Genomic DNA, 24,685 nt, shown 5'->3' on the forward strand with positions numbered 1-24,685 from the left:
TCGCCTTGCAGTCGCGCGCGCTGGCTGGCTGTCTGTTGGGCAGCCGCCGAGCGCTGGGTTTATACGCGGTCGGTATCTAATTTGTTCAAAATGGCCAGGACACGGGCCTCGGGCAGGTTCTTCTGCATCAGCTGCAGCAGACCATCCCCTTGCACCATGGGGCGCAGTACCTGCGCCTCAGCTTCGTAGAACTTGGCGTCCCACTCGGCCATCACCTGGTCGAAGTCCTCGTCCGACATGGACTTGCACTTGGACACGATGGTCACCAGGGGCAAGGCCTTGTTGTCGAGGAAAGATTTTTTATAGGGCTTTTGCTGCCAGCGCGCCATGAACCACTCCTTGTGCTCAGGCGACAAGGTCATGATGCGCTTGCTGATCGCTTTCTCGAGGGTGGCGACAGGAAAAGAAAACAGTTTCACGGCAGCATATTCCTTGGGTTCATCGTGCGCGGGCTTGCGCGGTGGCGAAAGGCGCCTGGCATCAGGCCTTCTTGTGCTCGCGCATCAGCTTCACAAAACGGTCGAACAGGTACGACACATCATGCGGGCCTGGCGAGGCTTCAGGGTGACCCTGGAAGCAGAAGGCCGGACGGTCGGTGCGCTCCATGCCCTGCAAGGTGCCATCGAACAGGCTCACATGCGTGGCGCGGGTGTTGGCCGGCAGGGTGTCCAGGTCCACGGCAAAGCCATGGTTCTGGCTGGTGATGCAGACACGGCCCGAGTCCAGATCCTTGACCGGATGGTTGGCACCGTGGTGGCTGTTTTGCATCTTGAAGGTCTTGGCACCGCAGGCCAGCGCCATGATCTGGTGGCCCAGGCAGATGCCGAAGGTCGGCACGCCGCTGTCCATGATCGTGCGCGCAGCGTCGATCGCGTAGTCGCAAGGCTCTGGATCGCCAGGGCCATTGGACAGGAAGACGCCATCGGGCTGGTACTTCAGCACTTCGGCCGCAGGCGTCTGGGCGGGCACCACGGTCACGCGGCAGCCGCGCTCGGCCAACATGCGCAGGATGTTCTTCTTGACGCCGTAGTCATAGGCGACCACATGGAAGGCATGGTCCTGCAGCTTGCCGTAGCCGGGCGTGCCATCGGCGCGCGCCAGTTGCCACTCGGTCTGCACCCATTCATAGGACTGCGACACGCTGACCACCTTGGCCAGGTCCAGACCCTTCATGCTGGGCGCGGCCTGGGCGGCGGCGATGGCCTCATCGATGCGCGCTTGCGAGACTTGCTCGCCAGCAGCCAGACCGACAATGGCGCCGTTTAGCGCACCCTTGTCGCGCAGCAGGCGGGTGAGCTTGCGGGTATCGATGTTAGCGATGGAGACCGTCTTGCTACGGACCAGGTATTCCGACAAGGTTTCCGTGCTTCGGAAATTGCTGGCCAGCAGTGGCAGATTCTTGATGATCAGGCCAGCAGCAAAGACTTTGTCGGACTCAATATCTTCCGCATTGATCCCGTAGTTGCCGATGTGCGGATACGTGAGTGTCACGATCTGCTGGCAGTAGCTGGGGTCCGTGAGGATTTCCTGGTAACCGGTCATCGCGGTGTTGAACACCACTTCGCCGGTCGTGGTGCCTTGCGCACCGATTGAGTTGCCAATAAAGACCGTGCCGTCTGCGAGCGCCAGGATGGCGGGAGGAAACGCGCTCTGTTGAGACAAAAACACTGGGTTCTCCGGATGGTTACGGGTCGCCCGGAGTCTGTGGTGTCCCTGAGGATCACCGCGAAGACTGTGCTTATGAGAGATTGCTTTGAGTGCAGCCGGGCGACGTGATTACTTGAAAGCCACCCATTGTAGCGTGCAAGCTGCAATCTGAGTGGACGCAGGGGATGATTTGAGGGTCAAATCGCTAAAAATTACACACTCTGCGCAGCAGCACACCAACACAGAGCGTAGTAGCAACGGAGAAAATACGCAAAGCGCATACTCGTTATCACTGAATTACCTGCGCCTCAGCAGCAGCCTATCGCCGCATCAATCCGCACGCGCCGCCGCACTGGCATGCAGGCAAATGGCCGCGGCCGCACCCACGTTGAGCGACTCCTCGCCCCCAGGCTGGGTGATGCGGATGTGCTGGTGGGCTGCAGCCTGCAGGGGCTCAGACACGCCCTGCCCCTCATGCCCCATGACCCAGGTGCAGGGCCAGGGCAAGGCGGCGCGGTGCAACCAATCGCCCTGGTGTGAGCTGGTGACCAGCAGCGGCTGCTGCAGGGCCAGCACGTCTTCCTGCGAGGCATTCTCGACCAGGTGCAGCGCAAAATGCGCGCCCATGCCGGCACGCAGCACCTTGCCGCTCCACAGCGCCGCCGATCCCTTGAGCGCAATCACCTGGCCAAAACCAAAGGCCGAGGCACTGCGCAAGATGGAACCCACATTGCCAGCATCCTGTACGCGATCCAGCACCACCGCGGCCACACCGGGCTGGATACCCGTTTGCTGCGTGGGCAGGTCCATCAAAAAGCCGAAGGGTGCCGGCGACGGCAGCGGGCTGAGGCTGACGAACAAGGCAGTGTCGATGACGATGTTGCGGGCGGCCGCACGGGCATAGACGTTCTCGGGCGACTGCCAGAATTTCTCGGAGAACACGGCCACCGCTGGCTTGACGCCACGCGTCAGCGCTGCACGGCAGAGGTGGTCGCCTTCGATCCAGTAACGCCCCTGCTTGCGGTAGGCCGCGCCCTCTTCCATCAAACGGCGCAGGTCCTTGACCAAGGCATTGTCACGCGACTGGATAAAAACGGGTGGGTGCTCAGCAGGGGACACAGATGATTCCTTTGCACAGGCATCGCGCCTGCAACAGCGTTGACGGAGGTTCAGGCGCCGGTCTTGACGACGGCCATCACCTGGGCCACCGGCGAGAAGGAGCGCCGGTGCTCCGGACAGGCACCAAAGCTCTGCAGCGCCGCCAAGTGCACAGCGGTGCCGTAGCCCTTGTGTGCGGCAAAGCCGTACTGCGGGTAGAGCCGGTCGATATCCTGGCACCAGCGATCGCGGTGCACCTTGGCCAGGATCGATGCGGCCGAGATGGCTTGCACCAGCGCATCACCCTTGACGATGGCCTCGGCCGGCATATCCAGGCGCGGAATGCGGTTGCCGTCGACCAGCACCCGCACCGGCTTGAGGCGCAGACCGTTGACTGCGCGCTGCATGGCCAGCATCGTCGCTTGCAGGATATTGAGGCCATCGACCTCTTCGACCGTGGCCTGCGCAATCGAGCAGCACAGCGCCTTGCCACAGATCTCGTCGTAGAGACGCTCGCGGGCACGCGCCGTGAGCTTCTTCGAATCAGCCAGTCCGGCAATGGGGGAGCGCTCATCCAGAATGACGGCCGCAGCCACCACCGGGCCCGCCAACGGCCCCCGCCCTGCCTCGTCCACACCCGCAACCAAGCCCGGCGGATGCCAGGGCAAGGAGGCCTGGTCAGGCAGAGAGAATTTTTTGGATGGCATCGGCAGCAAGCTTTGGGGTATCCCTGCGCAGTTCCAGGTGCAGGTCATGAAAACGCTGCTCCAACTGGGCCAGGCGTGCTGGATCAAGGCGTGGCGCGTCCAACCATTGCGCCACCGCATCGGCCAAGGCTTCGGGCGTCGCCGCCTCTTGCAGCAGCTCGGGCACGACAAAGTCTTGGCACAGGATATTGGGCAAGCCCACCCAGGGCTGCAGCTGCTTGCGGCGCATCAAACGCCAGCTGATGGCATGCATGTGGTAGCTGATGACCATGGGCCGCTTGAACAGCGCCGCCTCCAAGGTGGCGGTACCGCTGGCGATCAAGGTGCAGTCACAGGCCTCCAGCGCCAGATGCGACTGGCCATCGAGCACGCGGATGCGATCCAATATCCCGCATTCAGCAGCCAGCGCATCAATGCGTGCGCGCAAAGCCGGAACGGCAGGGACGACGATTGTAAGCGAAGGTCGCGCCTGCAAAAGGCGCGCAGCGGCCAGAAAGAATGGCTTGGCGATGTAGCTGACCTCCGAGGCGCGGCTGCCGGGCAGCACGGCCAGCACTTCGCCCTGCAACGGCAAGCCGAGCTGCTGGCGTGCCGCGGCGCGATTGGGCTGCAGCGGAATCACATTGGCCAGCGGATGACCGACATAGGTGCCGGCAATACCGTGCTGGGCCAGCAAGGCCGGCTCAAACGGAAAAATGCAGAGCACGTGATCAGCCGAGCGGCGGATCTTCTCGACCCGCTCAGGGCGCCAGGCCCAGATCGAGGGGCAGACAAAGTGCACCGTCTTGATGCCCTGGGCGCGCAAGCGCTCTTCGACACCCAGGTTGAAATCGGGCGCATCGACGCCGACAAACAGCCGGGGCGGTTCCGCCGTCAGACGCTGCACCAACTGCTTGCGGATGCGCAAAATACCCCAGATGCGGCGCAGCAGCTCGGCACTGTAGCCATGCACGGCCAGGCGCTCGCTGGGCCACCAGGCATCAAAGCCGGCCTGGGCCATGCGCGGGCCGCCAATACCGGCCGAGCGCATGCCGGGAAAATCCGCAGCCAGGCCCTGCAGCACCAAGCCGGCGAGCAGGTCGCCGGAGGTCTCGCCGGCCACCATGGCCAAAAACAGGTCGTGGTGCGGGTTCATATCGGCAGGCGCGGGCATCAGCGCACGATGCCGCGTTTGGATTGCTGCAGGAAGTCGAGCATCAGCTGGACATCGGCCTGGGCTTCAGCCTCGCAGCTGCCCTGCAGGTTGTCCAGCGCTTCAACCGCCGCCTGCAAGGTCAGGCCGCTGCGGTACAGCAACCGGTAGGCCTGCTTGATGACCGCCAGCCGCTCGGCGCTGAAGCCGCGCCGGCGCAGGCCTTCCAGGTTCAGGCCGCGCACGGCCAGCGGGTGGCCGTCGACCATGCAGAACGGGGGCACATCCTGGCTGATATGGCTGGCAAAACCGGCCATCACATGGGCACCGACCTTGGTGAACTGGTGCACGCCCGACAGGCCGCCAATGATGGCCCAGTCGGCCACATGCACGTGACCGGCCAGGGTGGCATTGTTGGCAAGAATAGTCTGGTTGCCGACCTGGCAGTCATGCGCAATATGCACATAGGCCATGATCCAGTTGTCGTCGCCGACACGGGTCACGCCGCCATCCTGGGCGGTACCGGTGTTGAAGGTGCAGAACTCGCGGATGGTGTTGCGGTCGCCGATCTCCAAGCGGGTCGGCTCGCCAGCGTACTTCTTGTCCTGCGGCATGCCGCCGAGCGCGGCATGCGAATGGATCACATTGGATTCACCGATCGTGGTGATGCCCTCGATCACAGTGTGCGCACCCACCTTGGTGTGGGCGCCAATGCAAACCTGGGGGCCAATAACTGCGTACGGCCCAACTGACACCGTAGGGTGCAACTGGGCCGCAGGGTCAACGATCGCCGTGGGGTGGATAGGACTGACCGCCGTCATCTACCGTTATTCCACGTGGCGCATGGTGCACATCAGCTGTGCTTCTGCGGCGACTTCGCCTTCCACGCTGGCCACGGCATTGAACTTCCAGATACCGCCGCGCACGCGGTCAATGGTGATCTCCAGCACCAGCTGGTCTCCTGGCACCACCGGGCGCTTGAAGCGCGCCGAGTCGATACCGACGAAGTAGTAGATATTGTTCTCATCGGGCACCTGGCCCATGGCATCAAAGGCCAGCAGGCCGGCCGCCTGGGCCAGCGCTTCCAGGATCAGCACGCCCGGCATGACAGGGCGGCCCGGGAAGTGACCGGTGAAGAACGGCTCGTTGAACGTGACGTTCTTGATCGCCTTGATGCGAGTGTTGCGCTCAAGCTCTTGCACGCGATCCACCAGCAAGAAGGGGTAGCGGTGAGGCAGCTGCTTGAGAATTGCTTGAATATCCATCATTGTGAACTCGGCTTAGCCGTTTTTCTGAGTTTGCTCCAAGGCCTTGATTCGGTCCCTCAACGCATGGAGATGTTTTAGGGTAGCGGCGTTCTTTTCCCAGCTGCCATTGTCGTCGATGGGGAAGAAGCCGGTGTACTGACCCGGCTGCCTGATCGAACGACTGACCACGGTGGCCGCCGAGATATGTACATTGTCGGCGATTTCCAGGTGGCCCAGAATCATTCCTGCGCCTCCAATCGTGCATTGGCGCCCGATTTTGGCGCTTCCGGCGATGCCGACGCAGCCGGCCATGGCCGAATGCTCGCCAATCTCGACGTTATGGCCGATTTGCACCTGGTTATCGATCTTCACGCCATTGGCAATGATGGTGTCCCGCAGTGCTCCGCGATCGATGCAGGTGTTGGAGCCGATTTCGACATCGTCACCGATCTGCACACCGCCGAGTTGCTCAATCTTGATCCAGCGCCCACGCTCGTTGGCAAAGCCAAAGCCGTCACCACCAATGACCGCGCCTGGCTGCACCAGCACACGTTCACCCAGCACACAGTCCGCCCCTACGGTCACGCGCGAGGTCAGTACCGAATCGGCACCGATGACGGCTCCGCTGGCCACGTGGCACAGCGGCCCAATGGACGCAGAAGGGTGCACGACGGCACCCTCTTCCACCACCGCAGACGGGTGGATACCGGCTGGCACCGGGCGTATCGCATGGTGCTTGCGCCATAGCTGCGTCAGCCGCGCAAAGTAGAGGTAGGGGTTATCCACCACCAGGAAGGCGGCGCCACGCTGGCGCGCCTGCTCCTCCATTTGCGCACTGACAGCAATGCAGCCGGCCTTGGAGGCCAGCATCTGGGCTTGCAGCTTGGGATTGCTGAGAAAACTGAAGTCCTGGGGACCGGCATCTTCGAGCGAGGCAATGGCCTGGATCTCCATCGCTGGATCTCCTTGCTGAAGCGCCCCTCCCAGGACCTCAATGATCTGTACTAGCTGCAGGCTCACGCGTACCTCTGTCTTACTTGGCAGGGGCAGAAGCGTTCAGGGCCTTCAGAACCTTTTCGGTGATGTCGAACTTGGGGTTGATGTAGACGGCTTCTTGCAGCACCACATCGTACTTTTCCTGCTCGGCCACTTGCTTGACGACCTTGTTGGCGCGCTCCAGCACCTGGGACAGCTCTTCGCTCTTGCGGGCGCTGAGGTCTTCCTGGAATTCGCGGCGCTTGCGCTGGAATTCACGGTCCTGGTCCACCAGCTGACGCTGGCGCGTCACGCGCTGGCTTTCGGACAGCGTAGGCGCGTCGCGCTCGAACTTCTCGCCAGCGGTCTTCAGGGCATTGCCTTGGTCCAGCAGGTCTTTTTCACGCTTGGAGAACTCGGCCTCCAGCTTGGTTTGCGCAGCCTTGGCGGCATTGGCTTCGCGGAAGATGCGATCTGTATTGACAAAACCTGCCTTGAACTCTTGGGCCTGCGCCGCAGCGCCAAAAGACAGCGCTGCTGCCAACACCAGCAATGGGAAAGAACGAGATACGGTTTTCATTAGAAAGATGTTCCGATTTGGAATTGCAATTTCTGGATTTTATCGCCTGGGAATTTGCGAAATGGCTGAGCATACGCCAAACGCAGCGGTCCCAGTGGGGAAATCCAGCTCAACCCGATACCTGCAGACGCACGCATTTCATTAAGTTTCAAATCCTGCTCGTCACCCCAGACATTGCCCGCGTCCACAAAGGCAAACCAGCGGAAGGTGCGGTCATTGCCGGTACCCGGCATCGGGCCGATGAACTCGGCGTTCAAGGTGACCTTCTTGGAGCCGCCCAGAGTGGCGCCGGTCACGTCACGGGGACCCAGGGTGTTCTGCTCAAAGCCGCGCACCGAGCCCAGACCACCGGAGAAGTAGTTCTTGAACACGGGGAAGACCTTACCGCCCATGCCCTTGCCCCAGCCGGCTTCACCGTTCAGCGCAATGGTGTAGCGCTTGTTCAGTGGCAGGTACTGCTGGATCTGGTAGTTGCCCTTGAGGTAGCGGGCATCGCCAAACAGCGACCATTCGGAGTTCAGCTTCTGGAAGCGGCCCGAGTTAGGTGCCAGCGCGCTATCGCGGCTGTCACGCGACCAACCCAGGGTCAGCGGGAAGTTCAGGCTCGTGTCACCGTAGCGGGTGGCGTAGTCCAGGTAGGCTGCGGGCATGTTGGTGCCCAGCTTGATGCGGGTGTTTTCCAGACCGCCGCCCACATAGATGGTGTCCAGTTCGCTGAACGGAATACCAAAGCGCACGCTGGCACCGGTGGTGATGATCTGGTAGTTGCCGCCCTGCTCGTCATAAGGACGGTCGGTACGGTAGTACATGTCGTAGGTGCGCGAGATACCGTCCGGCGTGAAGTACGGGTCGGTCGTGCTCACCACCAGGGTGCGGTGGTACTTGCTGGTGTTGACGTCGATACCCAGGTAGTTGCCCGAGCCAAAGACGTTTTCCTGCTTGATACCGAAGGTCAGCGAGACCTTTTCAGCGCTGGAGTAACCCGCACCCAGCTGCAAGGAGCCGGTAGGCTTTTCCTGCACGGTCACGTTGACGTCGACCTGGTCAGGTGCGCCGGGCACTTCTTGCGTGTCGATCGCGACATCGTTGAAGAAGCCCAGACGGTCGACGCGGTCGCGCGAGAGCTTGATCTTGTCCGAGTCGTACCAGGAGGCTTCGTACTGGCGCACTTCGCGGCGCACCACTTCATCACGGGTGCGGTTGTTACCAGCCACGTTCACGCGGCGCACATAGGCACGGCGCGATGGTTCGGCCTTCAGCACCAGATCGACGCGGTTGTTTTCGCGGTCGATCTCTGGCACGGCTTCGACGCGCGAGAACGCATAGCCAAAGCTGCCGAAGTGGTCGGTAAAGCGCTTGGTGGTTTCGGTCACGCGGTCGGCGTTGTAGGGCTCACCGGGCTTGATCGAGATCAGCGACTTGAACTCGTCCTCGCGCTCCAGGTAGTTGCCTTCGAGCTTGATGCCCGAGACCACGTACTTGGGGCCTTCGTGGATCTGCAGATTGATGGAGATGCGTTCCTTGTCCGGCGAGATCGACACTTCGGTCGAATCAATGCGGAACTCCAGGTAGCCACGCGAGAGGTAGTAGGACTTGAGCGTTTCCAGGTCGGCATTGAACTTGGAGCTGGAGTAGCGGTCGCTCTTGGTGTACCAGCTGAGCCAGCCCCCGGTGTCCTGGTCGAACAGGTCGGTCAAGGTCGATTCCTTGAAGTCCTTGTTCCCGCTGATGTGGATTTCCTTGATCTTGGCCGCATCACCTTCGGTGACGGTGAAGGTCAGGTTCACGCGGTTGCGCTCGATAGGCGTTACCGTGGTCACCACTTCGGCGGCATACAGGCTCTTGTTGATGTACTGGCGCTTGAGCTCTTGCTCGGCGCGGTCGGTCAGGGCCTTGTCGTAAGGACGGCCTTCGGTCAGGCCCACATCACGCATGGCCTTCTTCATCGCGTCCTTGTCGAACTCCTTGGTACCCAGGAAGTCGACATTGGCGATGGTCGGACGCTCTTCAACGACGACCACCAGCACGCTGCCATTGGCTTCCAGGCGCACGTCCTTGAACAGGCCCAGCGCGAACAAAGAGCGAATGGCTGCCGATCCCTTTTCGTCGTTGTAGTCGTCGCCCACATGCAGTGGCATGGAGGCAAAGATGGTGCCGGGCTCTACGCGCTGCAGGCCTTCAACACGGATGTCCTGGATGGTGAATGGGTCCAAAGCCCACGACAGCTTGGCAAGCAGCATCAACGCAGCTGCAGCCGTGGTCTTGCGAAGAAGCGAAGAAGGGATGGAATATGTCATTTGTGATAGCAACCAGAGCCGCTCATTATGCAGCAGGGGCAAGAAAGTCAGCCCAAGAGCCGAGACAAATCGTTAAAGAACGCAATGCACATCATGAGCAGCAAAACGGCTATACCGCCTTTTTGCAAGCGCTCCATCCATTGCAGGGTGGGTGGCTTGCCAGTGACAGCCTCCCAAAGATAATACATCAGGTGACCACCATCGAGCACCGGCAGCGGCAGCAGATTGAGCACGCCCAGACTGACGCTGATCAGGGCCAAAAAGGCCAGGTATTGGGTGATGCCGACCTCGGCCGACTTGCCTGCGTATTCGGCGATCGTCAGCGGTCCGCTGATGTTCTGAAGCGAGGCCTGGCCGATGACCATCTTGGCCATCATCTTGACCGTCAGCGCCGAGACCTCCCAGGTCTTTTGCGCACCCCGGGCAAAGCCTTCCCAGAGGCCGTAGCGCACATCCACCATCGCAGGCGGCGCGCCAATAAAGGCACCCAGGCGGCCGATCTTGCTGCCCTTGTCCTCGCTTTGCGTCAGTTGCACCGGCACATGCAGTTGCGCGCCATTGCGCGATACCAGCCAGTCCTGCAAGGCGGGTACGCCCTGCTCGCCCGATGCGCGAATCATGCGGCGCAGCTCGCCGCCATCACCGACACGCACACCATTGATGGACAGCACCTTGTCACCGCTACGCAGCGCCGATTGTGCGGCTGCACTGCCGGCCTCAAAGTCGCCAAGCACGGCATCCGACCAAGGGTGGGTCAGACCAATCTTTTCGACCAGCTTGGCATCGGCCTCACGGGCATCGATGCTGGACAGCGGCAAGCGGTAGCTGCGCTCTGCGGCGCTGGCACCTGGGCGGGCGCTGAGCACCACATCCTTGCCGCCCAGCGCAGCCTGCGCCACAAACCAGCGCAGATCATCCAGCGAGCGCACAGCCTCAGGTTCCGCATCCGGGAAACCCATGGACACAATCTCTTCACCGCCTTGCATGCCCGCCTGGGCCAGCAGGCTGGTAGCGGGTGGTGTACCGACGATGGCAGCGGGCTCGCGCACGCCCACCCAGTTCACGCAGGCGTAGAGCAGCACGGCCAGCAGCAGGTTGGCGATCGGGCCTGCGGCCACGATGGCGGCACGCGAACGCAGCGGCTGCACGTTGAAGGCCAGATGGCGCTCATGCGCGGCAACCGGCGCCTCGCGCTCATCGAGCATGCGCACATAGCCGCCCAGCGGAATGGCACTGATGACAAATTCGGTGTCTGCGCCCTTCTTCTTCCAGCGCAGCAAGGGGCGGCCAAACCCCAGGGAGAAACGCAGCACTTTCACGCCGCAAGCCACCGCCACACGGTAGTGGCCATATTCGTGCACGGCGATCAAAACGGCCAGCGCAACGACGAATGCAACAACGGTCAACATTGCTCAAGCCCTTGCTATGAAAAACGCGATTCTACTGAGCCGGACAATAGCCCTGTCAAACGGCCAACTCCGAAATAAGGCCTTCGGTATAGGCGCGCACCTCGGCATCGAGCGCCAGCAGCGCATCGATACTGTCCGGCGCCCGCGGCTGCACGCCTTCCAGCGCCTGCGCATTGACCTGGTAGATCTGGTCAAAGCGCATGCGGCCATCCAGAAAAGCGGCCACGGCCACCTCGTTGGCGGCATTGAGCACGGTGGTGGTGCCATGGGGCGCACGCAGTGCCTGCCAGGACAGATGCAGGCCCGGAAAGCGCTGCGCGTCTGCCTCTTCAAAAGTCAGGGCCGAGAGCTTGACGAAATCCAGCGGCGCGGCACCGCTGGCCACACGCTCGGGCCAGGCCAGGCCACAGGCAATCGGCACGCGCATATCGGGCGTACCCAGCTGGGCCAGCACCGAGGCATCGCGGAACTGCACCATCGAATGCACGATCTGCTGCGGATGGATCACCACCTTGATCTGATCGGGCTGCAGGTTGAACAGCCAGCGCGCCTCGATCACCTCCAGCGCCTTGTTCATCATCGTGGCCGAATCGATCGAGATCTTGCGGCCCATCGCAAAATTGGGGTGGTTGCAGGCCTGCTGTGGGGTCACATCGCGCAGGCTCGATGGCTCACGGGTGCGGAACGGGCCGCCCGAGGCCGTCAGGATGATGTGGTCCACCCGCTGGGGCCAGACCGCCGGGTCTTCCGGCAGGCACTGGAAGATGGCCGAGTGCTCGCTGTCGATGGGCAGCAAGGTCGCGCCACCATCGGCCACCGCATCCATGAAGAGCTGGCCGCCGACGACCAGGGCTTCCTTGTTGGCCAGCATCAAGCGCTTGCCGGCCTTGGCCGCTGCCATCGCAGGGCGCAGGCCTGCCGCGCCCACAATGGCCGCCATCACTGCATGCACATCGTTGTGGGAGGCCACCATCTCCAGCGCGGCTTCGCCTTCTAGCACTTCCACACGGCTGCCTGCGGCCCGCAAGCCTTCGCGCAATGCGGTGGCGGCGGTGGCGCTGGTCATCACCGCATAGCGCGGCTGGAACTGCAGGCACTGCGCGAGCATAAGATCGACGCGCGAATGCGCGCTCAGCGCAAAAACGCGGTACACATCGGGGTGGCGTGCCACCACATCCAGGGTGTTGGTTCCAATCGAGCCCGTCGATCCGAGCACGGTAACTTGCATGGTCATCGCGAGGTTCACTTATCCAAAAATTGCAGCAGCATCAGTGCCAGCGGCACGGTCGGCAAGATGGCATCGATGCGGTCGAGCACGCCACCATGGCCTGGCAGCAGGTTGCTGCTGTCCTTCATGCCAGCACTGCGCTTGACCAAAGATTCCACCAGGTCGCCGGCGACGCTCATGCCAGCCAGAAACACACAGGACAGCACCATCAGCCAGGGCGAAAAATCCCAGAGCCGGCTGTAGAAGCTGGGCACCTGAGCGCCGAAGTGGCGGTCCGCCCAGCTCCAGACCAGGGCCATCAGCAGCACACCCAGCGCACCGCCCCAAACGCCTTCCCAGCTTTTGCCGGGGCTGATGGCGGGAGCGAGCTTGTTCTTGGTAAAACGCAGACCGAACTGGCGGCCCGCAAAATAGGCGCCGATGTCGGCCATCCACACCAGCGCAAAAAGGGACAGCAGAAAGTTCACGCCCATCCACTTGGCCTGTGCAATGGCCAGCCAGGCCACCCACAGTGCCAGCACGCCCACCACCAGGCGCAGCGCGCGGGGAATGGGCGCCCAGCCCGGCACACCGCCCTTGAGCAGAAAGGCCGCCAGCAGCACCCAGGCGCCACCGGCCACTAGCCACACGGCCGGCAGGGCGGCCTGGGTCCAGCCCAGCGCCCAGGCAGTGCCGCACAGCAGCAGTGCCACAGCACCCAGGCCATAGGCGGCCATGCCTTGCAGGCCGTTCAAACGCCCCCACTCCCAGGCAGCTGCGACCACAGCCAACAGCATCAGCGCAGCAAAGGGAACGGGATTGCCCGCGACAATGGCGGGCACGAGGATCAGCAGGAGAACAATGGCCGTGATGATGCGTTGTTTGAGCAAATTGATCTCCTGAAAAAAGAAAACTGATGCCTGGGGTGCCAGGCATCAGCAGGTAGGCGCACTACGAGGGGGATTGAACCAGCTGCTCGGAGGTCTTGCCAAAGCGGCGCTCACGCCGCTGGAATTCGCCAATCGCCTCGTCCAGGGCCTGCTCGTCAAAATCAGGCCACCACTTGTCACTGAAATACAGCTCCGAATAGGCCGATTGCCACAGCAGAAAATTGCTGATGCGCATCTCACCACCAGTTCGGATCAGCAGATCGGGATCTGGCACATGGGCCAGCGCCATCGCATCGTTGAGCGCCACTTCGGTGATGGCCTGGCCCGCTGCGGCCAGCTTGGCTGCCGCCTGGGCAATATCCCAGCGGCCGCCGTAGTTGAAGCAGACGTTGAGCACCATGCGGTCATTGTGGGCGGTGGCCTGCTCGGCTTGCGCCAGGCCTGCCTGCACCTTGGCAGACAAGGAGCCGCGGTCACCCACAAAGAACAGACGGATGCCGTCACGGGCCAGCGATGGCACTTCCTTGGCCAGCGCGCCGGCCAGCAGGTTCATCAGGCCATCGACCTCGTCGGTCGGCCGGTTCCAGTTCTCGGAAGAAAAGGCAAACACGGTCAGCACCTTGACGCCACGCTCGGCACAGGCCTTGGCACAGCGGCGCAGCGAGTCCACCCCTTGCTTGTGGCCTGCCAGGCGTGGCAGAAAACGGCGTTTGGCCCACCGGCCATTGCCATCCATCACGATGGCAATGTGGTGCGGTAATACAGCAGCAGTCATGCGCGGAAAAACAGATCCAGACTGGATCAGACCGCCATGATGTCTTTTTCTTTTTCGACCACCAGCTGATCGATCAGCTGGATGTGCTTGTCGGTGACCTTCTGCACATCGGCTTCCGAGCGCTTTTGGTCGTCTTCCGATGCTTCCTTGTCCTTGACCAGCTTCTTGACGCCTTCGTTGGCATCGCGGCGCAGGTTGCGGATGGCGATCTTGGCGTTCTCGCCTTCGGCCTTGACCAGCTTGGTCATTTCCTTGCGGCGCTCTTCGCTCATCGGAGGCATGGGCACGCGGATCAGGTCGCCCATGGATGCAGGGTTCAGGCCCAGGTCGCTTTCGCGGATGGCCTTTTCCACCTTGGCAGCCATGGCCTTTTCCCAAGGCGTCACGCTGATGGTACGGCTGTCGATCAAGGCCACATTGGCCACTTGCGACAGAGGCATCATCGAGCCGTAGTAATCAACCTGGATGGTGTCCAGCAGCGCGGGATTGGCGCGGCCGGTGCGGATCTTGGTCAGGTTGTTCTTGAACGCGGCAATCGATTGGTCCATCTTGCCTTCGAGATTCTTCTTGATTTCTGCGACTGTCATTGTCAACTCCTAACTACCACATTCTGCACTTGCACACGCCAGCCGCCGATCAGGCGTAGACCAGCGTGCCCTCTTCTTCGCCCATCACCACGCGCTTGAGCGCGCCGCTCTTGATGATCGAGAATACACGGATAGGCAGTTTCTGATCGCGGCACAGGGCGAAGGCCGTGGCATCCATGATGCCCAGGTTGCGGTTCATGGCCTCGTCAAAACTCAGCTTGGTGTAGAGCGTGGCGGTGGGATCCTTCATCGGATCGGCCGTGTAGACACCGTCGACCTTGGTGGCCTTGAGCACCAATTCTGCGCCAATTTCAGCGCCGCGCAGCGCCGCTGCGGTATCGGTGGTGAAGAAGGGGTTGCCCGTGCCTGCGGCAAACACCACGACCTTGCCCTCTTCGAGGTACTGCAGCGCCTTGGGGCGCACATAGGGCTCCACCACCTGCTCAATCGCAATCGCCGACATCACGCGCGCGGTCAGGCCTTGCTTGTCCATCGCATCGGCCAGGGCCAATGCATTCATCACCGTGGCCAACATGCCCATGTAATCGGCCGTTGCACGGTCCATACCGACCGAGCCGCCGGCCACGCCGCGGAAAATATTGCCGCCACCGATCACGACAGCGACCTGCACGCCCAGCCGAGTCACCTCGGCAATCTCCTCGACCATCCGCACAATGGTTGCGCGGTTGATGCCGAAAGCATCATCCCCCATCAGAGCTTCACCGGAGAGTTTGAGAAGAATGCGCTTGTGGGCAGGGCTTTGGGACATGGTGGGGAGCTCCAGGTGTGGGGGATGGGTGAAAAACGATAGGTGAAACAAAGGGGCCGTAGCCCCTTTGTCAGGATGATTACTGGCCCTTGGCGGCCGCAACCTGCGCGGCGACCTCGGCAGCGAAGTCATCCACCTTCTTCTCAATGCCCTCACCCACCACGTAGAGCGTGAAGCTCTTGATCGAGGTGTTGGCGGCCTTGAGCATTTGCTCAACGGTTTGCTTGCCGTCAGCGGCCTTCACGAAGACCTGGTTGAACAGCGAGACTTCCTTGAGGTACTTCTGCACAGCGCCGTCCACCATCTTGGCAGCGATGTCAGCAGGCTTGCCCGACTCTTCAGCCTTGGCTGCAGCGACGGTGCGTTCCTTTTCGATCAGCTCGGCAGGCACGTCAGCGCTGGTCAGCGCCACGGGCTTCATCGCAGCCACGTGCATCGCCACGTCCTTGGCAGCTTGCGCGTCGCCTTCGAACTCCACCACCACGCCGATGCGGGTGCCGTGCAGGTACAGCGCCAGGTTGGTGCCTTCGAAGCGCTTGAAGCGGCGGAACGACATGTTCTCACCGATCTTGCCAACCAGGCCCTTGCGCACGTCTTCCAGGGTGGGGCCAAAGCCGTCTTGCTCGTAAGCCAGAGCGCTCAGGGCTGCCACGTCGGCAGGGTTCTTTTCGGACACCAGCTTGGCCGCTGCATTGGCCAGAGCGATGAAGCTGTCGTTCTTGGAGACGAAGTCGGTTTCGCTGTTGACTTCGATGATCGCGCCGTTGTTGCCTTCAACAACAGCGGCGATCACGCCTTCAGCGGCAATACGCGATGCTGCCTTGCCGGCCTTGGTGCCCAGCTTGACGCGCAGCAGCTCTTCAGCCTTGGCCATGTCGCCATCAGCCTCGGTCAGAGCCTTCTTGCATTCCATCATGGGCGCGTCGGTCTTAGCGCGCAGTTCTGCCACCATGCTTGCGGTAATTGCCATTTTTCTCTCTCCGTATTCAGTTCAGTTGGGGTGATTGTGGAAACGTAGGTAAAAAAAACGGGGCTAATCTGGAGCCCCGCTTTTCATTCGCGGCCCAATGGGCAGCCCTGTGGATTAAGCAGCGGTGTTTTCCACTTCCACAAACTCGTCGCCTTCTTCGCCGGAAGCAGCCTTGACCACTTCGTTCACGGCGTTGGCACGGCCTTCCAGGATGGCGTCGGCGATACCGCGAGCATACAGCTCAACAGCCTTGGCCGAGTCATCGTTACCAGGGATCACGTAGTCGATACCTTCTGGGTTGTGGTTGGTGTCAACCACGCCGATCAGAGGAATGCCCAGCTTCTTGGCTTCAGCGATAGCAATCTTGTGGTAGCCCACGTCGATCACGAAAATGGCGTCAGGCAGAGCGTTCATGTCTTGAATGCCGCCGATGTCCTTTTCCAGCTTTTCCAGCTCACGAGCAAACATCAGTTGCTCTTTCTTGCTCATCGATTCCAGACCCGCTTCTTGCTGAGCCTTCATGTCCTTCAGACGCTTGATCGAGGTCTTGACGGTCTTGAAGTTGGTCAGCATGCCGCCCAACCAGCGTTGGTCGACGTAAGGCACGCCAGCACGTTGTGCTTCGGTGGCCAGGATTTCGCGAGCTTGGCGCTTGGTGCCCACCATCAGGATGGTGCCACGGTTGGCCGACAGCTGCTTGATGAACTTTTGTGCGTCCTGGAACAGAGGCAGGGTCTTTTCCAGGTTGATGATGTGAATCTTGTTGCGGCTACCGAAAATGTACTGGCCCATCTTGGGGTTCCAGAAACGGGTTTGGTGGCCAAAGTGGACGCCGGCTTCCAGCATCTCGCGCATCGTAACGGACATATATCTTCTCCGAAGGTTAGGTCTAAAATTCTGCCCAACTATCACGGCCGCCGTGCTTGTGCACCGCATGCCGCAACACCTTAGGTAGGCAGGTTTGCGATTTCGTTTTGAACCGATGTGGCAGACCACACTCGGCAAAACCCTAGGATTCTAACATAGTCTGGAGCGGGGCGCGACGAAGTCACCCAGCCCCTGGGCACAAGCTGCCAATCTCCATACCAGCGCAAGCTGAACCCAAGCCCACCGGTTCCAAGCTTGACGATTGCTTGCGTTTTTTGAGCCACTGTGGCGCCCCTTACCAGGACTGCCACAAAAAACTAGGCACAATCTGGTACTCGAACGCACGGTTTTTGCAAATGCTTGCATGCGCCGTGCCCCACTCTATGAACGGCCCCCTGTTTTTGTTGTTATGAAGATTGCGATCGTTGGAGCAGGCATTGCAGGTATAGCAACCGCCTTCGAGCTGATGGAGGCCGGCAACGAGGTCAGTGTTTTCGAACAGCACCGGGCCGCTGGCGAGGAAGCCAGCTTTGCCCCCTCCGGGCTGATGTGGCCCTGCGCCATCAACCCCTGGGGCGCCACCGCCTTCCAGCAGGCCCTGCAACTGGGCATGACGCGCCCGGCTTTCTCCGAGCTGCAGATCCAGGGCGGCGTGCTTTCATCCCCGCGCCGCTGGGCGCGCCGCCAGCAAGCGGTGGCCAAGAAGCTGCGCGACAGCGAAACCCTGCCCGCGCTGCAATCGCTGGAGCTGCTGGCCATGCAGCGCATGCAGCATGTGCAGGAGATGCTGGACATCAACGGCCAGTTCAGCCAGGGCCTGTTGTTGCCGCTGCGCAAGGAGCCCAGCGCCGCCGCACTGTATGAACTGACCCGGCGCCTGTCGGCCGCACATATTGATTACCAGCGCTGCAACGAAGCAGAAACCCGCGCCATCGAGCCCGGCCTGGCCACCGAGATACAGATTGCCGGCGCGCTGCACCTGCCCGAAGCCTGGTCGGGCAATGGACGGCTGTTCTCGCAAGGGCTGCTGCAGGCGCTGCAAACGCATGGGCTGAAGCTCCATACCCAGCAGGCCGTCAGCGGCATCCAGAGCGCCGGCCATGGTGTGCGCCTGCAACTGGCCGGCGGCACACAGGATTTCGATGCCGTCATGCTCTGCGCTGGCACCCACACGAACCAGCTGCTGCGCCCGCACCATGTACAGCTGCCCAGCGCCCCTATCTATAGCTACAGCGCCAGCATCCAGATCAGCGAAGAGTCCCTGGCCCCGCGCCGCGCGGTCATCGATCTGGAAAACAACATGATCCTGACCCGCCAGGGCTCGCGCCTGCGCATCAGCGGTGGCGCCGAGCTGGGCTACCCCGACAACCCCGAGCGCAGCGAAGACGCCCGCCACGCCCTTATTAGCGTGCTGCTGGAATGGTTCCCGGGCTGCATCCAGCCCAGCCAATCGATCCTGCAGATGTGGCGCGGCGCTCGGCTAACCGTTCCCGATGGACTGCCGGTGGTCGGCGCCTCCGGCATCCCGGGCGTCTGGCTCAATACCGCGCACGGCGGCTTTGGCTGGGGCTTGTCGATGGGCTGCGCCCACCATGTGCGCCAGCTGGTCATGGGCCAGAGCACCAGCACCGCTCCGGAAGCCCTGGACCTGCAGCGCCTGCGCTAACTACTTCGGCCAGCGGTCCGCAGCCAAGGGGCTGCGCTAGGATAGCGCCATGCCTGCTACCGCCGCACCACCCTACCCCGCCTTACTCTCCAGCGACCAGGTTCGCGCGCGCGAGCAATCGCTGGCCAGCAGCCTCCCCCACTACAGCCTGATGGCCCGCGCTGGCGAGGCCACCGCCCGCCTGGCCTTGGCGGTGGCGCCGCATGCCCGGCATATCTGGGTGGCCTGCGGCGCCGGCAACAACGGCGGCGATGGCCTGGAGGCTGCCATCCATCTGCAGGCCGCCGGCAAGACCGTACACATCAGCCTGCAGCCCAGCGCCGGCAAAGCCCTGCCTACTGACGCCACCCATGCACTGCAACGCGCCCAGGCAGCAGGCCTGTCGATCAGCGAGCAGCCACCCGCGCATTTCGACCTGGCCATCGATGCGATCTGGGGCATTGGCCTGCGCGCCGACCGCAGCAGCCCTGCTGAAGACCCTGCGCTGACCTGGCTGCAGCGCCTGCTGGAAACCGATAGCGATGTGCTCTGCATCGACACCCCCTCAGGCCTGCTGGCCGATACCGGCGCCTGGTTACCCTGGCTGGCGCCCCTGGTGCCGCAAGCTGCCCGAGGACGCCGCTTCACGCTCAGCATGCTGGCCCTCAAGCCGGGGCTGTTCACCTTGCAGGGGCGCGACTGGGCGGGCGAGGTCTGGCTGGCACCACTGTCGGCGCAGAACCCGGTTTGGCGCTGCGACCAGATACCTGCCGCCGACATCGACACCTCCGCAGGCACCGGTCAGTTGGTCATCCAGGCCCAAAACCCTCTGCCCAGCCACAACAGCCACAAGGGCCTGTTTGGCGATGTCGGCGTCATCGGCGGCCAAAGCGCCTGCCACGATGGCCAGGGCATGGAAGGCGCCGCTATGCTGGCCGCCAGCGCGGCGCTGCATGCAGGGGCTGGCAGGGTCATGCTGCATTTGCTGGGCAGCAACCCTGCATCTGCCAGGCCCGCCGGTATTGCGGCGGACATCATGCTCCGGTCGCTGGAAGCCATGCGCGCCTCGCGCGGCAGCCTGGTCTGCGGCTGCGGTGGTGGCAGCCTGGTGGCCGAGGTCATTCCCCAGGCCTTGCAGCATGTGGGCAGCCTGGTGCTGGATGCCGATGCGCTCAACGCCTTTGCCGCCCAACCGGCACTGCAACAAACACTGCTGCAAAGGGCCGCCCAAGGCCATGCAACCGGGCCCACGGTACTCACACCCCATCCGCTGGAGCTGGCCCGCCTGCTGGGCAGCAGCACCGAGCAGGTTCAGCGCGACCGCATTGCGGCCGCACGCCAGGCGGCACAGCAATGGCAGTGCCTGGTGGTGCTCAAGGGCAGCGGCTCGGTAGTGGCTGCGCCGGATGGGCACTATGCCATCAACCACAGCGGCAATGCCCGCCTGTCGATTGGCGGCACCGGCGATGTGCTGGCCGGCTGCATCGGCGCACACCTGGCAGTGCTACCACCGGGCAGCAGCTGGGCGGAGGCCTGGCAGCCGCTGCTCAATGCTGTATGGCTGCATGGCCATGCAGCCGATACCTGGCCGCCGGCGCGGATGCTGACGGCATCGCGCCTGGCCAGCAGCCTGCAACGGCCCGGTTAAAGATCAGCCAAGGGGCTTAGCCACGGCCCACAAACGGCATCTTGGTGGCCATCACCGTGTGGAACAGCACATTGCATTCCAGCGGCAGATTGGCCATGTAGAGCACCGACTGGCCCACAACATCGACATCCATCAGCGGTTCGGGCGCAATCTCACCATGCGCCTGCATGACGCCCTGGGTCATGCGCATCGCCAGCTCGGTGCCGGCGTTGCCCACATCGATCTGGCCCACGGCGATATTCCACTTGCGGCCATCGAGCGCAGCGGTCTTGGTCAGGCCCATCACTGCATGCTTGGTGGCAGTGTAGGCAATCGACATGGGCCGAGGCGCATGGGCCGAGATGGAGCCATTGTTGATGATGCGGCCACCCATCGGCGATTGCTGGCGCATCACACGGAAGGCCTGCTGCAAGCAATAGAACATGCCGTTGAGGTTGACATTGACGACATCCTGCCAGGTCTCGACCGGCAGTTCATCAATCGGCACCGCAGGCGCGCCGCGCCCGGCGTTATTGAACAGCATGTCCACGCGGCCAAACTGGGCGACAGCCGCATCAAACAAGGCCTTGACCGCCACCGGGTCCGCCACATCGGTGGGCACCACCAGGGCCTGGCCTGCATCTGCTGCATGGCTGGCCACTTCCTGCAAAGGCTGCTCGCGGCGGCCCGCCAATACCACGGACCAGCCATCCTTCATCAATGCCAGCGCCGCTGCGCGGCCAATCCCGGTGCCCGCACCGGTCACCACTGCAATCTTGCGCGTCTTCTCGGTCATCCGTACTCCTTGGTTCTGTCAACAAAAAAGCCAGGCCATCGCTGGGATGGCCTGGCTTGGATCATAGTGAATTCACAGCAGATCAGCGGCGTTTGCGCGGGGTCTTCTGTCCCGGTTGTTTGCTGGCACCTGCGCCGCGGTCATTGCCACGCGGCTTGCCGGCACCATGCGTGGCACCCTTGGCCTTGCGCTTGAGGCTGGCGCGCTGCGCATCATAGGCCTCATCGCGGCCCTCACGCTGGCGGCTGGAGGGCGACGAGGCCACCTTGTTGGCCGCACGGGCGCTAGAGGCCGGGGCACGGGCCGCATCCTCGCCCTCGCGCACCAGGCGGAAGTCGATCTTGCGCGCATCCAGATCCACACGGCTGACCTGGATCTGCAGGCGGGTACCGATGGTGTAGCGGATGCCGGTGCGCTCGCCGCGCAGTTCCTGGCGCATCTCGTCAAAGCGGAAATAATCGCCACCCAGCTCGGTGATGTGGATCAGGCCTTCGACATAGAGCTGGTCCAAGGTGACGAACAGGCCGAACGAGGTGACCGCAGACACCATGCCGCTGTATTCCTCGCCCAGGTGTTCGCGCATGTACTTGCACTTGAGCCAGGCTTCCACATCGCGGCTGGCCTCATCGGCACGGCGCTCGTTGGCACTGCAATGCAGGCCGGCTGCTTCCCAGGCTTGCACTTCGCGCGATACGCGTTGCACGCGTTCGGCCTGCAGCTTTTGCTTGGGCGCTGCCACGCGACTGGCCAGGCGCTTGGCCAGCTTGGCCTCGGCCTCACCCGGGGTGGGCAGCAGCGGCAGCTGGTAGCGCTTGCCCAGCAAGGCAGCCTTGATGACGCGGTGCACCAACAAATCCGGGTAACGGCGGATCGGGCTGGTGAAGTGGGTGTAGGCCTCATAGCCCAAACCAAAGTGACCGCTGTTGATCGGTGTGTAGATCGCCTGCTGCATCGAGCGCAGCAGCATGGTGTGGATCTGCTGGGCGTCTGGCCGATCCTTGGTGGCCTGGGCAATGGCCTGGAACTCGGCCGGGCTCGGGTCGTCGCTGATCGACAGACCCACACCCATGGCCTTGAGGTAGCCGCGCAGAATGTCCTGCTTTTCGGGCGTCGGGCCTTCGTGCACGCGGAAGAGCCCGGGCTGGCCGCTTTGCTGGATGAAATCCGCCGCGCAGACATTGGCTGCCAGCATGGCTTCTTCAATCAGGCGGTGGGCTTCGGTGCGGGTGCGGGGCACGATTTTCTCGATGCGGCCGTTCTCGTCACAGATGATCTGGGTTTCGGTGGTCTCAAAATCCACCGCGCCGCGACGGCCACGCGCCGACAGCAAGGCCTTGTACACGTCATGCAGGTTGAGCAGATCGGCCACGCGCTCCTTGCGCTTGATCGCTTCCTGGCCCCGGGTGTTGGCCAGAATGGCCGCTACCTCGGTATAGGTAAAGCGTGCATGGCTGTGCATCACGGCGGGGTAGAACTGGTAGGCCTGCAGCTCACCATCGGCGGTGACCAGCATATCGGCCACCATGCACAGGCGGTCCACATTCGGATTCAGCGAGCACAGGCCGTTGGAGAGCTTCTCCGGCAGCATGGGGATCACGCGACGCGGAAAGTAGACGCTCGTGGCACGGTCGTAGGCATCGACGTCAATGGCATTGCCGTTTTGCACATAGTGGCTCACATCGGCAATCGCCACCAACAGGCGCCAGCCCTTGGTGCGGCCGATCTTGGCGGGCTCGCAGTACACCGCATCGTCAAAGTCGCGCGCATCTTCACCGTCAATGGTGACCAGCGGGATATCGGTGAGGTCGATGCGGGCCTTGCGGTCGGCTAGGCGAACTTTGTCGGGCAGCTTCTTGGCCAAGGCCAGGCACTCGTCCGAGAACTCATGGGGCACGCCATATTTGCGCACCGCGATTTCGATTTCCATGCCGGGATCGTCGATCTCGCCCAGCACCTCGACCACGCGGCCTACGGGCTGGCCAAACAAGGCCGGCGGCTCGGTCAATTCAACCACCACCACCTGGCCGGTCTTGGCGACGCCGATGGCGCCATTGGGGATCAGCACATCCTGGCCATAGCGCTTATCCTCAGGCGCCACCAGCCAGACGCCGCTTTCCTGCAGCAGGCGGCCGATGATGGGCTGCGCAGAGCGCTCGATGATTTCAACAATACGACCCTCGGGACGGCCCCGGCGGTCGGTGCGCACGATGCGGGCGCGGACCCGATCGCGGTGCAGTACGGCGCGCATTTCATTGGCCGGGATGTAGATGTCGCTTTCGTTGTCATCCCGGATCACAAAGCCGTGGCCTTCACGGTGGCCTTGGACTACACCTTCAATTTCTTCTGACAAATTATCTGCTCCTGTTTTGGAAGCCGTTTTTTTGATATACAATCTGATTCTTTCCTGAAATGCCCAGGTGGCGGAATTGGTAGACGCACTAGTTTCAGGTACTAGCGGGTAACTCCGTGGAGGTTCGAGTCCTCTCCTGGGCACCAAGTTTAACGACAAGTACAACTTGTTTTGTGAAAACGGTGAAAAATCAGTCTTAGCGGGCTGGTCCTACAGTGGTATTTTAGGAAAGTCGATAAGGGGCACTGCCCTGCATCATCAGCCCAGGTGGCGGAATTGGTAGACGCACTAGTTTCAGGTACTAGCGAGTAACATCGTGGAGGTTCGAGTCCTCTCCTGGGCACCAGACATAAGCCGCTGCACTTTTTGTGCAGCGGCTTTTTCTTTGCCTGCGATGGGCATCCATCCCCCAAGCACCTGCCGCTTGGCGCACACCACAACGCCTGCAGATCCATCACAGCGCTCCACCCGCTGCAAACTGCGCACCTTGCTCTACGTACCGCATCGCTGGCAAGCCGCACTCCCCTTCTCTCCATGCAAGCCTCTGCATGGACCAAGCAGCCCGGCACCACCCAGATCAACGCACGGCAACAGCTCGACATCAAGAGGCCACAGACAGAAATCAGCCCCAAACCAGCCTCTCTGAAAAATTTTCCGCATTTGCCCAAAGCTGCCAAAAATCGACCCTATAATTGCGGCTTCCCTGAAAGCCCAGGTGGCGGAATTGGTAGACGCACTAGTTTCAGGTACTAGCGGGTAACTCCGTGGAGGTTCGAGTCCTCTCCTGGGCACCAAATAGCAAAAGCTGCTGCACACACAATGTGCAGCAGCTTTTTTGCATTGAGGCAGGCCTGAAAGTCGGCAGCGCTTAGCTACCCACACTCTCACGCTATCTTTTTTGAGAAAATTTTTGCACTTTTCCCAAATCCGCCTCCAACCCGCCCCTATAATTGCTTCATCCTGAAAGCCCAGGTGGCGGAATTGGTAGACGCACTAGTTTCAGGTACTAGCGAGTAACATCGTGGAGGTTCGAGTCCTCTCCTGGGCACCAAACATCAAGCCATTGCACCCATGTGCAATGGCTTTTTTGTTGTCTGCTTGCAAGCAGGC

General features: G+C 62.0%; 22 protein-coding genes and 4 tRNA genes. 6 read left to right on the top strand and 20 right to left on the bottom strand.

Annotated elements, in window-relative coordinates; genetic code table 11:
- Positions 1 to 59: 59 nt before the first annotated feature.
- The 18 genes from EDF71_RS05440 to rpsB all read right to left on the bottom strand — a co-directional run bounded on the left by EDF71_RS05440 (position 60) and on the right by rpsB (position 17,157).
- Positions 60 to 419 carry a hypothetical protein gene (locus EDF71_RS05440; protein ID WP_133855591.1) on the bottom strand — a complete coding sequence of 120 codons (360 nt, stop codon included), beginning with the start codon at positions 417 to 419 and terminating at the stop codon, positions 60 to 62.
- 61 nt (positions 420 to 480) lie between these two features.
- Positions 481 to 1,668 (bottom strand): glutamine-hydrolyzing carbamoyl-phosphate synthase small subunit, encoded by a 1,188-nt coding sequence (carA, locus tag EDF71_RS05445; protein WP_166656454.1) that lies wholly within the window; start codon positions 1,666 to 1,668, stop codon positions 481 to 483.
- A 309-nt stretch (positions 1,669 to 1,977) separates the two neighbouring features.
- The gene (locus EDF71_RS05450) at positions 1,978 to 2,766 is read right to left on the bottom strand and encodes an RNA methyltransferase (RefSeq protein WP_243854182.1); all 789 of its coding nucleotides are present in this window, start codon (positions 2,764 to 2,766) and stop codon (positions 1,978 to 1,980) included.
- A 50-nt stretch (positions 2,767 to 2,816) separates the two neighbouring features.
- The gene (gene rnhB, locus EDF71_RS05455; protein WP_133855592.1) at positions 2,817 to 3,452 is read right to left on the bottom strand and encodes a ribonuclease HII; all 636 of its coding nucleotides are present in this window, start codon (positions 3,450 to 3,452) and stop codon (positions 2,817 to 2,819) included.
- Positions 3,424 to 4,587, bottom strand: a complete 1,164-nt coding sequence (lpxB, locus tag EDF71_RS05460; RefSeq protein WP_243854183.1) for a lipid-A-disaccharide synthase — start codon at positions 4,585 to 4,587, stop codon at positions 3,424 to 3,426. Before lpxB ends, rnhB begins: the two co-directional genes overlap by 29 nt.
- Positions 4,588 to 4,604: 17 nt before the next feature.
- The gene (gene lpxA / locus EDF71_RS05465; RefSeq protein ID WP_133855593.1) at positions 4,605 to 5,405 is read right to left on the bottom strand and encodes an acyl-ACP--UDP-N-acetylglucosamine O-acyltransferase; all 801 of its coding nucleotides are present in this window, start codon (positions 5,403 to 5,405) and stop codon (positions 4,605 to 4,607) included.
- 6 nt (positions 5,406 to 5,411) lie between these two features.
- Complete coding sequence (fabZ, locus tag EDF71_RS05470; protein WP_021026566.1) at positions 5,412 to 5,852, bottom strand: 3-hydroxyacyl-ACP dehydratase FabZ; 441 nt, start codon at positions 5,850 to 5,852, stop codon at positions 5,412 to 5,414.
- A gap of 12 nt (positions 5,853 to 5,864) precedes the next feature.
- Positions 5,865 to 6,851 (bottom strand): UDP-3-O-(3-hydroxymyristoyl)glucosamine N-acyltransferase, encoded by a 987-nt coding sequence (lpxD, locus tag EDF71_RS05475; RefSeq protein ID WP_133855594.1) that lies wholly within the window; start codon positions 6,849 to 6,851, stop codon positions 5,865 to 5,867.
- 13 nt (positions 6,852 to 6,864) lie between these two features.
- Positions 6,865 to 7,386, bottom strand: coding sequence for an OmpH family outer membrane protein (locus EDF71_RS05480; RefSeq protein ID WP_021026564.1), 522 nt, complete (start codon positions 7,384 to 7,386; stop codon positions 6,865 to 6,867).
- The gene (gene bamA, locus EDF71_RS05485) at positions 7,386 to 9,683 is read right to left on the bottom strand and encodes an outer membrane protein assembly factor BamA (protein WP_133855595.1); all 2,298 of its coding nucleotides are present in this window, start codon (positions 9,681 to 9,683) and stop codon (positions 7,386 to 7,388) included. The genes EDF71_RS05480 and bamA overlap by 1 nt, the downstream gene beginning before the upstream one ends.
- 47 nt (positions 9,684 to 9,730) lie before the next feature.
- A complete protein-coding gene (gene rseP / locus EDF71_RS05490; RefSeq protein WP_133855596.1) occupies positions 9,731 to 11,092 on the bottom strand; it encodes an RIP metalloprotease RseP in 1,362 nt (453 codons plus the stop codon).
- Between the two features lie 55 nt (positions 11,093 to 11,147).
- The gene (gene ispC, locus EDF71_RS05495; protein ID WP_133855597.1) at positions 11,148 to 12,326 is read right to left on the bottom strand and encodes a 1-deoxy-D-xylulose-5-phosphate reductoisomerase; all 1,179 of its coding nucleotides are present in this window, start codon (positions 12,324 to 12,326) and stop codon (positions 11,148 to 11,150) included.
- 8 nt (positions 12,327 to 12,334) lie between these two features.
- Entirely contained in the window at positions 12,335 to 13,189 is an 855-nt protein-coding gene (locus EDF71_RS05500) for a phosphatidate cytidylyltransferase (protein WP_133855598.1), read from the bottom strand.
- 61 nt (positions 13,190 to 13,250) lie between these two features.
- The gene (gene uppS, locus EDF71_RS05505; protein WP_133855599.1) at positions 13,251 to 13,964 is read right to left on the bottom strand and encodes a polyprenyl diphosphate synthase; all 714 of its coding nucleotides are present in this window, start codon (positions 13,962 to 13,964) and stop codon (positions 13,251 to 13,253) included.
- A 26-nt stretch (positions 13,965 to 13,990) separates the two neighbouring features.
- A complete protein-coding gene (frr, locus tag EDF71_RS05510; protein WP_133855600.1) occupies positions 13,991 to 14,551 on the bottom strand; it encodes a ribosome recycling factor in 561 nt (186 codons plus the stop codon).
- 49 nt (positions 14,552 to 14,600) lie between these two features.
- Complete coding sequence (pyrH, locus tag EDF71_RS05515; protein ID WP_133855601.1) at positions 14,601 to 15,320, bottom strand: UMP kinase; 720 nt, start codon at positions 15,318 to 15,320, stop codon at positions 14,601 to 14,603.
- Positions 15,321 to 15,399: 79 nt separating this feature from the next.
- Complete coding sequence (gene tsf, locus EDF71_RS05520; RefSeq protein ID WP_133855602.1) at positions 15,400 to 16,290, bottom strand: translation elongation factor Ts; 891 nt, start codon at positions 16,288 to 16,290, stop codon at positions 15,400 to 15,402.
- A 114-nt stretch (positions 16,291 to 16,404) separates the two neighbouring features.
- Complete coding sequence (gene rpsB / locus EDF71_RS05525; RefSeq protein ID WP_133855603.1) at positions 16,405 to 17,157, bottom strand: 30S ribosomal protein S2; 753 nt, start codon at positions 17,155 to 17,157, stop codon at positions 16,405 to 16,407.
- A gap of 409 nt (positions 17,158 to 17,566) precedes the next feature.
- On the opposite strand from rpsB, the gene EDF71_RS05530 reads away from it, so the two are divergent.
- Positions 17,567 to 18,823: an FAD-dependent oxidoreductase gene (locus EDF71_RS05530; protein WP_166656455.1), complete on the top strand. Its 1,257-nt coding sequence runs from the start codon at positions 17,567 to 17,569 to the stop codon at positions 18,821 to 18,823.
- 49 nt (positions 18,824 to 18,872) lie between these two features.
- Complete coding sequence (locus tag EDF71_RS05535; protein ID WP_133855605.1) at positions 18,873 to 20,450, top strand: NAD(P)H-hydrate dehydratase; 1,578 nt, start codon at positions 18,873 to 18,875, stop codon at positions 20,448 to 20,450.
- Between the two features lie 16 nt (positions 20,451 to 20,466).
- Here the strand turns inward: EDF71_RS05535 and EDF71_RS05540 are convergent, their stop codons facing one another.
- Positions 20,467 to 21,225: an SDR family oxidoreductase gene (locus EDF71_RS05540; RefSeq protein WP_133855606.1), complete on the bottom strand. Its 759-nt coding sequence runs from the start codon at positions 21,223 to 21,225 to the stop codon at positions 20,467 to 20,469.
- 82 nt (positions 21,226 to 21,307) lie between these two features.
- Positions 21,308 to 23,617, bottom strand: a complete 2,310-nt coding sequence (gene rnr / locus EDF71_RS05545; protein ID WP_133855607.1) for a ribonuclease R — start codon at positions 23,615 to 23,617, stop codon at positions 21,308 to 21,310.
- A 19-nt stretch (positions 23,618 to 23,636) separates the two neighbouring features.
- Between rnr and EDF71_RS05550 the strand changes: the two genes are divergently transcribed.
- The 4 genes from EDF71_RS05550 (at position 23,637) to EDF71_RS05565 (ending at position 24,626) form a co-directional block, all read left to right on the top strand.
- Positions 23,637 to 23,721: transfer RNA gene (locus tag EDF71_RS05550), tRNA-Leu, on the top strand.
- A gap of 115 nt (positions 23,722 to 23,836) precedes the next feature.
- A tRNA-Leu gene (locus EDF71_RS05555) sits at positions 23,837 to 23,921 on the top strand.
- 363 nt (positions 23,922 to 24,284) lie between these two features.
- Positions 24,285 to 24,369 (top strand) — tRNA-Leu (locus EDF71_RS05560).
- A gap of 172 nt (positions 24,370 to 24,541) precedes the next feature.
- Positions 24,542 to 24,626, top strand: a tRNA-Leu gene (locus tag EDF71_RS05565).
- Positions 24,627 to 24,685: the final 59 nt, after the last annotated feature.

The sequence above is a fragment of the Comamonas sp. JUb58 genome (assembly GCF_004364775.1).
GTDB lineage: Bacteria > Pseudomonadota > Gammaproteobacteria > Burkholderiales > Burkholderiaceae_C > Comamonas.

Excerpts from the sequence above, each read along its gene's own strand:
- bamA (WP_133855595.1), bottom strand. The coding sequence starts at position 9,683 with ATGACATATTCCATCCCTTCTTCGCTTCTTCGCAAGACCACGGCTGCA.
- lpxB (WP_243854183.1), bottom strand. The coding sequence starts at position 4,587 with ATGAACCCGCACCACGACCTGTTTTTGGCCATGGTGGCCGGCGAGACC.
- frr (WP_133855600.1), bottom strand. The coding sequence starts at position 14,551 with ATGACAGTCGCAGAAATCAAGAAGAATCTCGAAGGCAAGATGGACCAA.
- EDF71_RS05535 (WP_133855605.1), top strand. The coding sequence starts at position 18,873 with ATGCCTGCTACCGCCGCACCACCCTACCCCGCCTTACTCTCCAGCGAC.
- ispC (WP_133855597.1), bottom strand. The coding sequence starts at position 12,326 with ATGACCATGCAAGTTACCGTGCTCGGATCGACGGGCTCGATTGGAACC.
- EDF71_RS05480 (WP_021026564.1), bottom strand. The coding sequence starts at position 7,386 with ATGAAAACCGTATCTCGTTCTTTCCCATTGCTGGTGTTGGCAGCAGCG.
- EDF71_RS05530 (WP_166656455.1), top strand. The coding sequence starts at position 17,567 with ATGAAGATTGCGATCGTTGGAGCAGGCATTGCAGGTATAGCAACCGCC.
- rpsB (WP_133855603.1), bottom strand. The coding sequence starts at position 17,157 with ATGTCCGTTACGATGCGCGAGATGCTGGAAGCCGGCGTCCACTTTGGC.
- EDF71_RS05540 (WP_133855606.1), bottom strand. The coding sequence starts at position 21,225 with ATGACCGAGAAGACGCGCAAGATTGCAGTGGTGACCGGTGCGGGCACC.
- rseP (WP_133855596.1), bottom strand. The coding sequence starts at position 11,092 with ATGTTGACCGTTGTTGCATTCGTCGTTGCGCTGGCCGTTTTGATCGCC.
- uppS (WP_133855599.1), bottom strand. The coding sequence starts at position 13,964 with ATGACTGCTGCTGTATTACCGCACCACATTGCCATCGTGATGGATGGC.
- tsf (WP_133855602.1), bottom strand. The coding sequence starts at position 16,290 with ATGGCAATTACCGCAAGCATGGTGGCAGAACTGCGCGCTAAGACCGAC.
- lpxA (WP_133855593.1), bottom strand. The coding sequence starts at position 5,405 with ATGACGGCGGTCAGTCCTATCCACCCCACGGCGATCGTTGACCCTGCG.
- fabZ (WP_021026566.1), bottom strand. The coding sequence starts at position 5,852 with ATGATGGATATTCAAGCAATTCTCAAGCAGCTGCCTCACCGCTACCCC.
- rnhB (WP_133855592.1), bottom strand. The coding sequence starts at position 3,452 with ATGCCATCCAAAAAATTCTCTCTGCCTGACCAGGCCTCCTTGCCCTGG.
- pyrH (WP_133855601.1), bottom strand. The coding sequence starts at position 15,320 with ATGTCCCAAAGCCCTGCCCACAAGCGCATTCTTCTCAAACTCTCCGGT.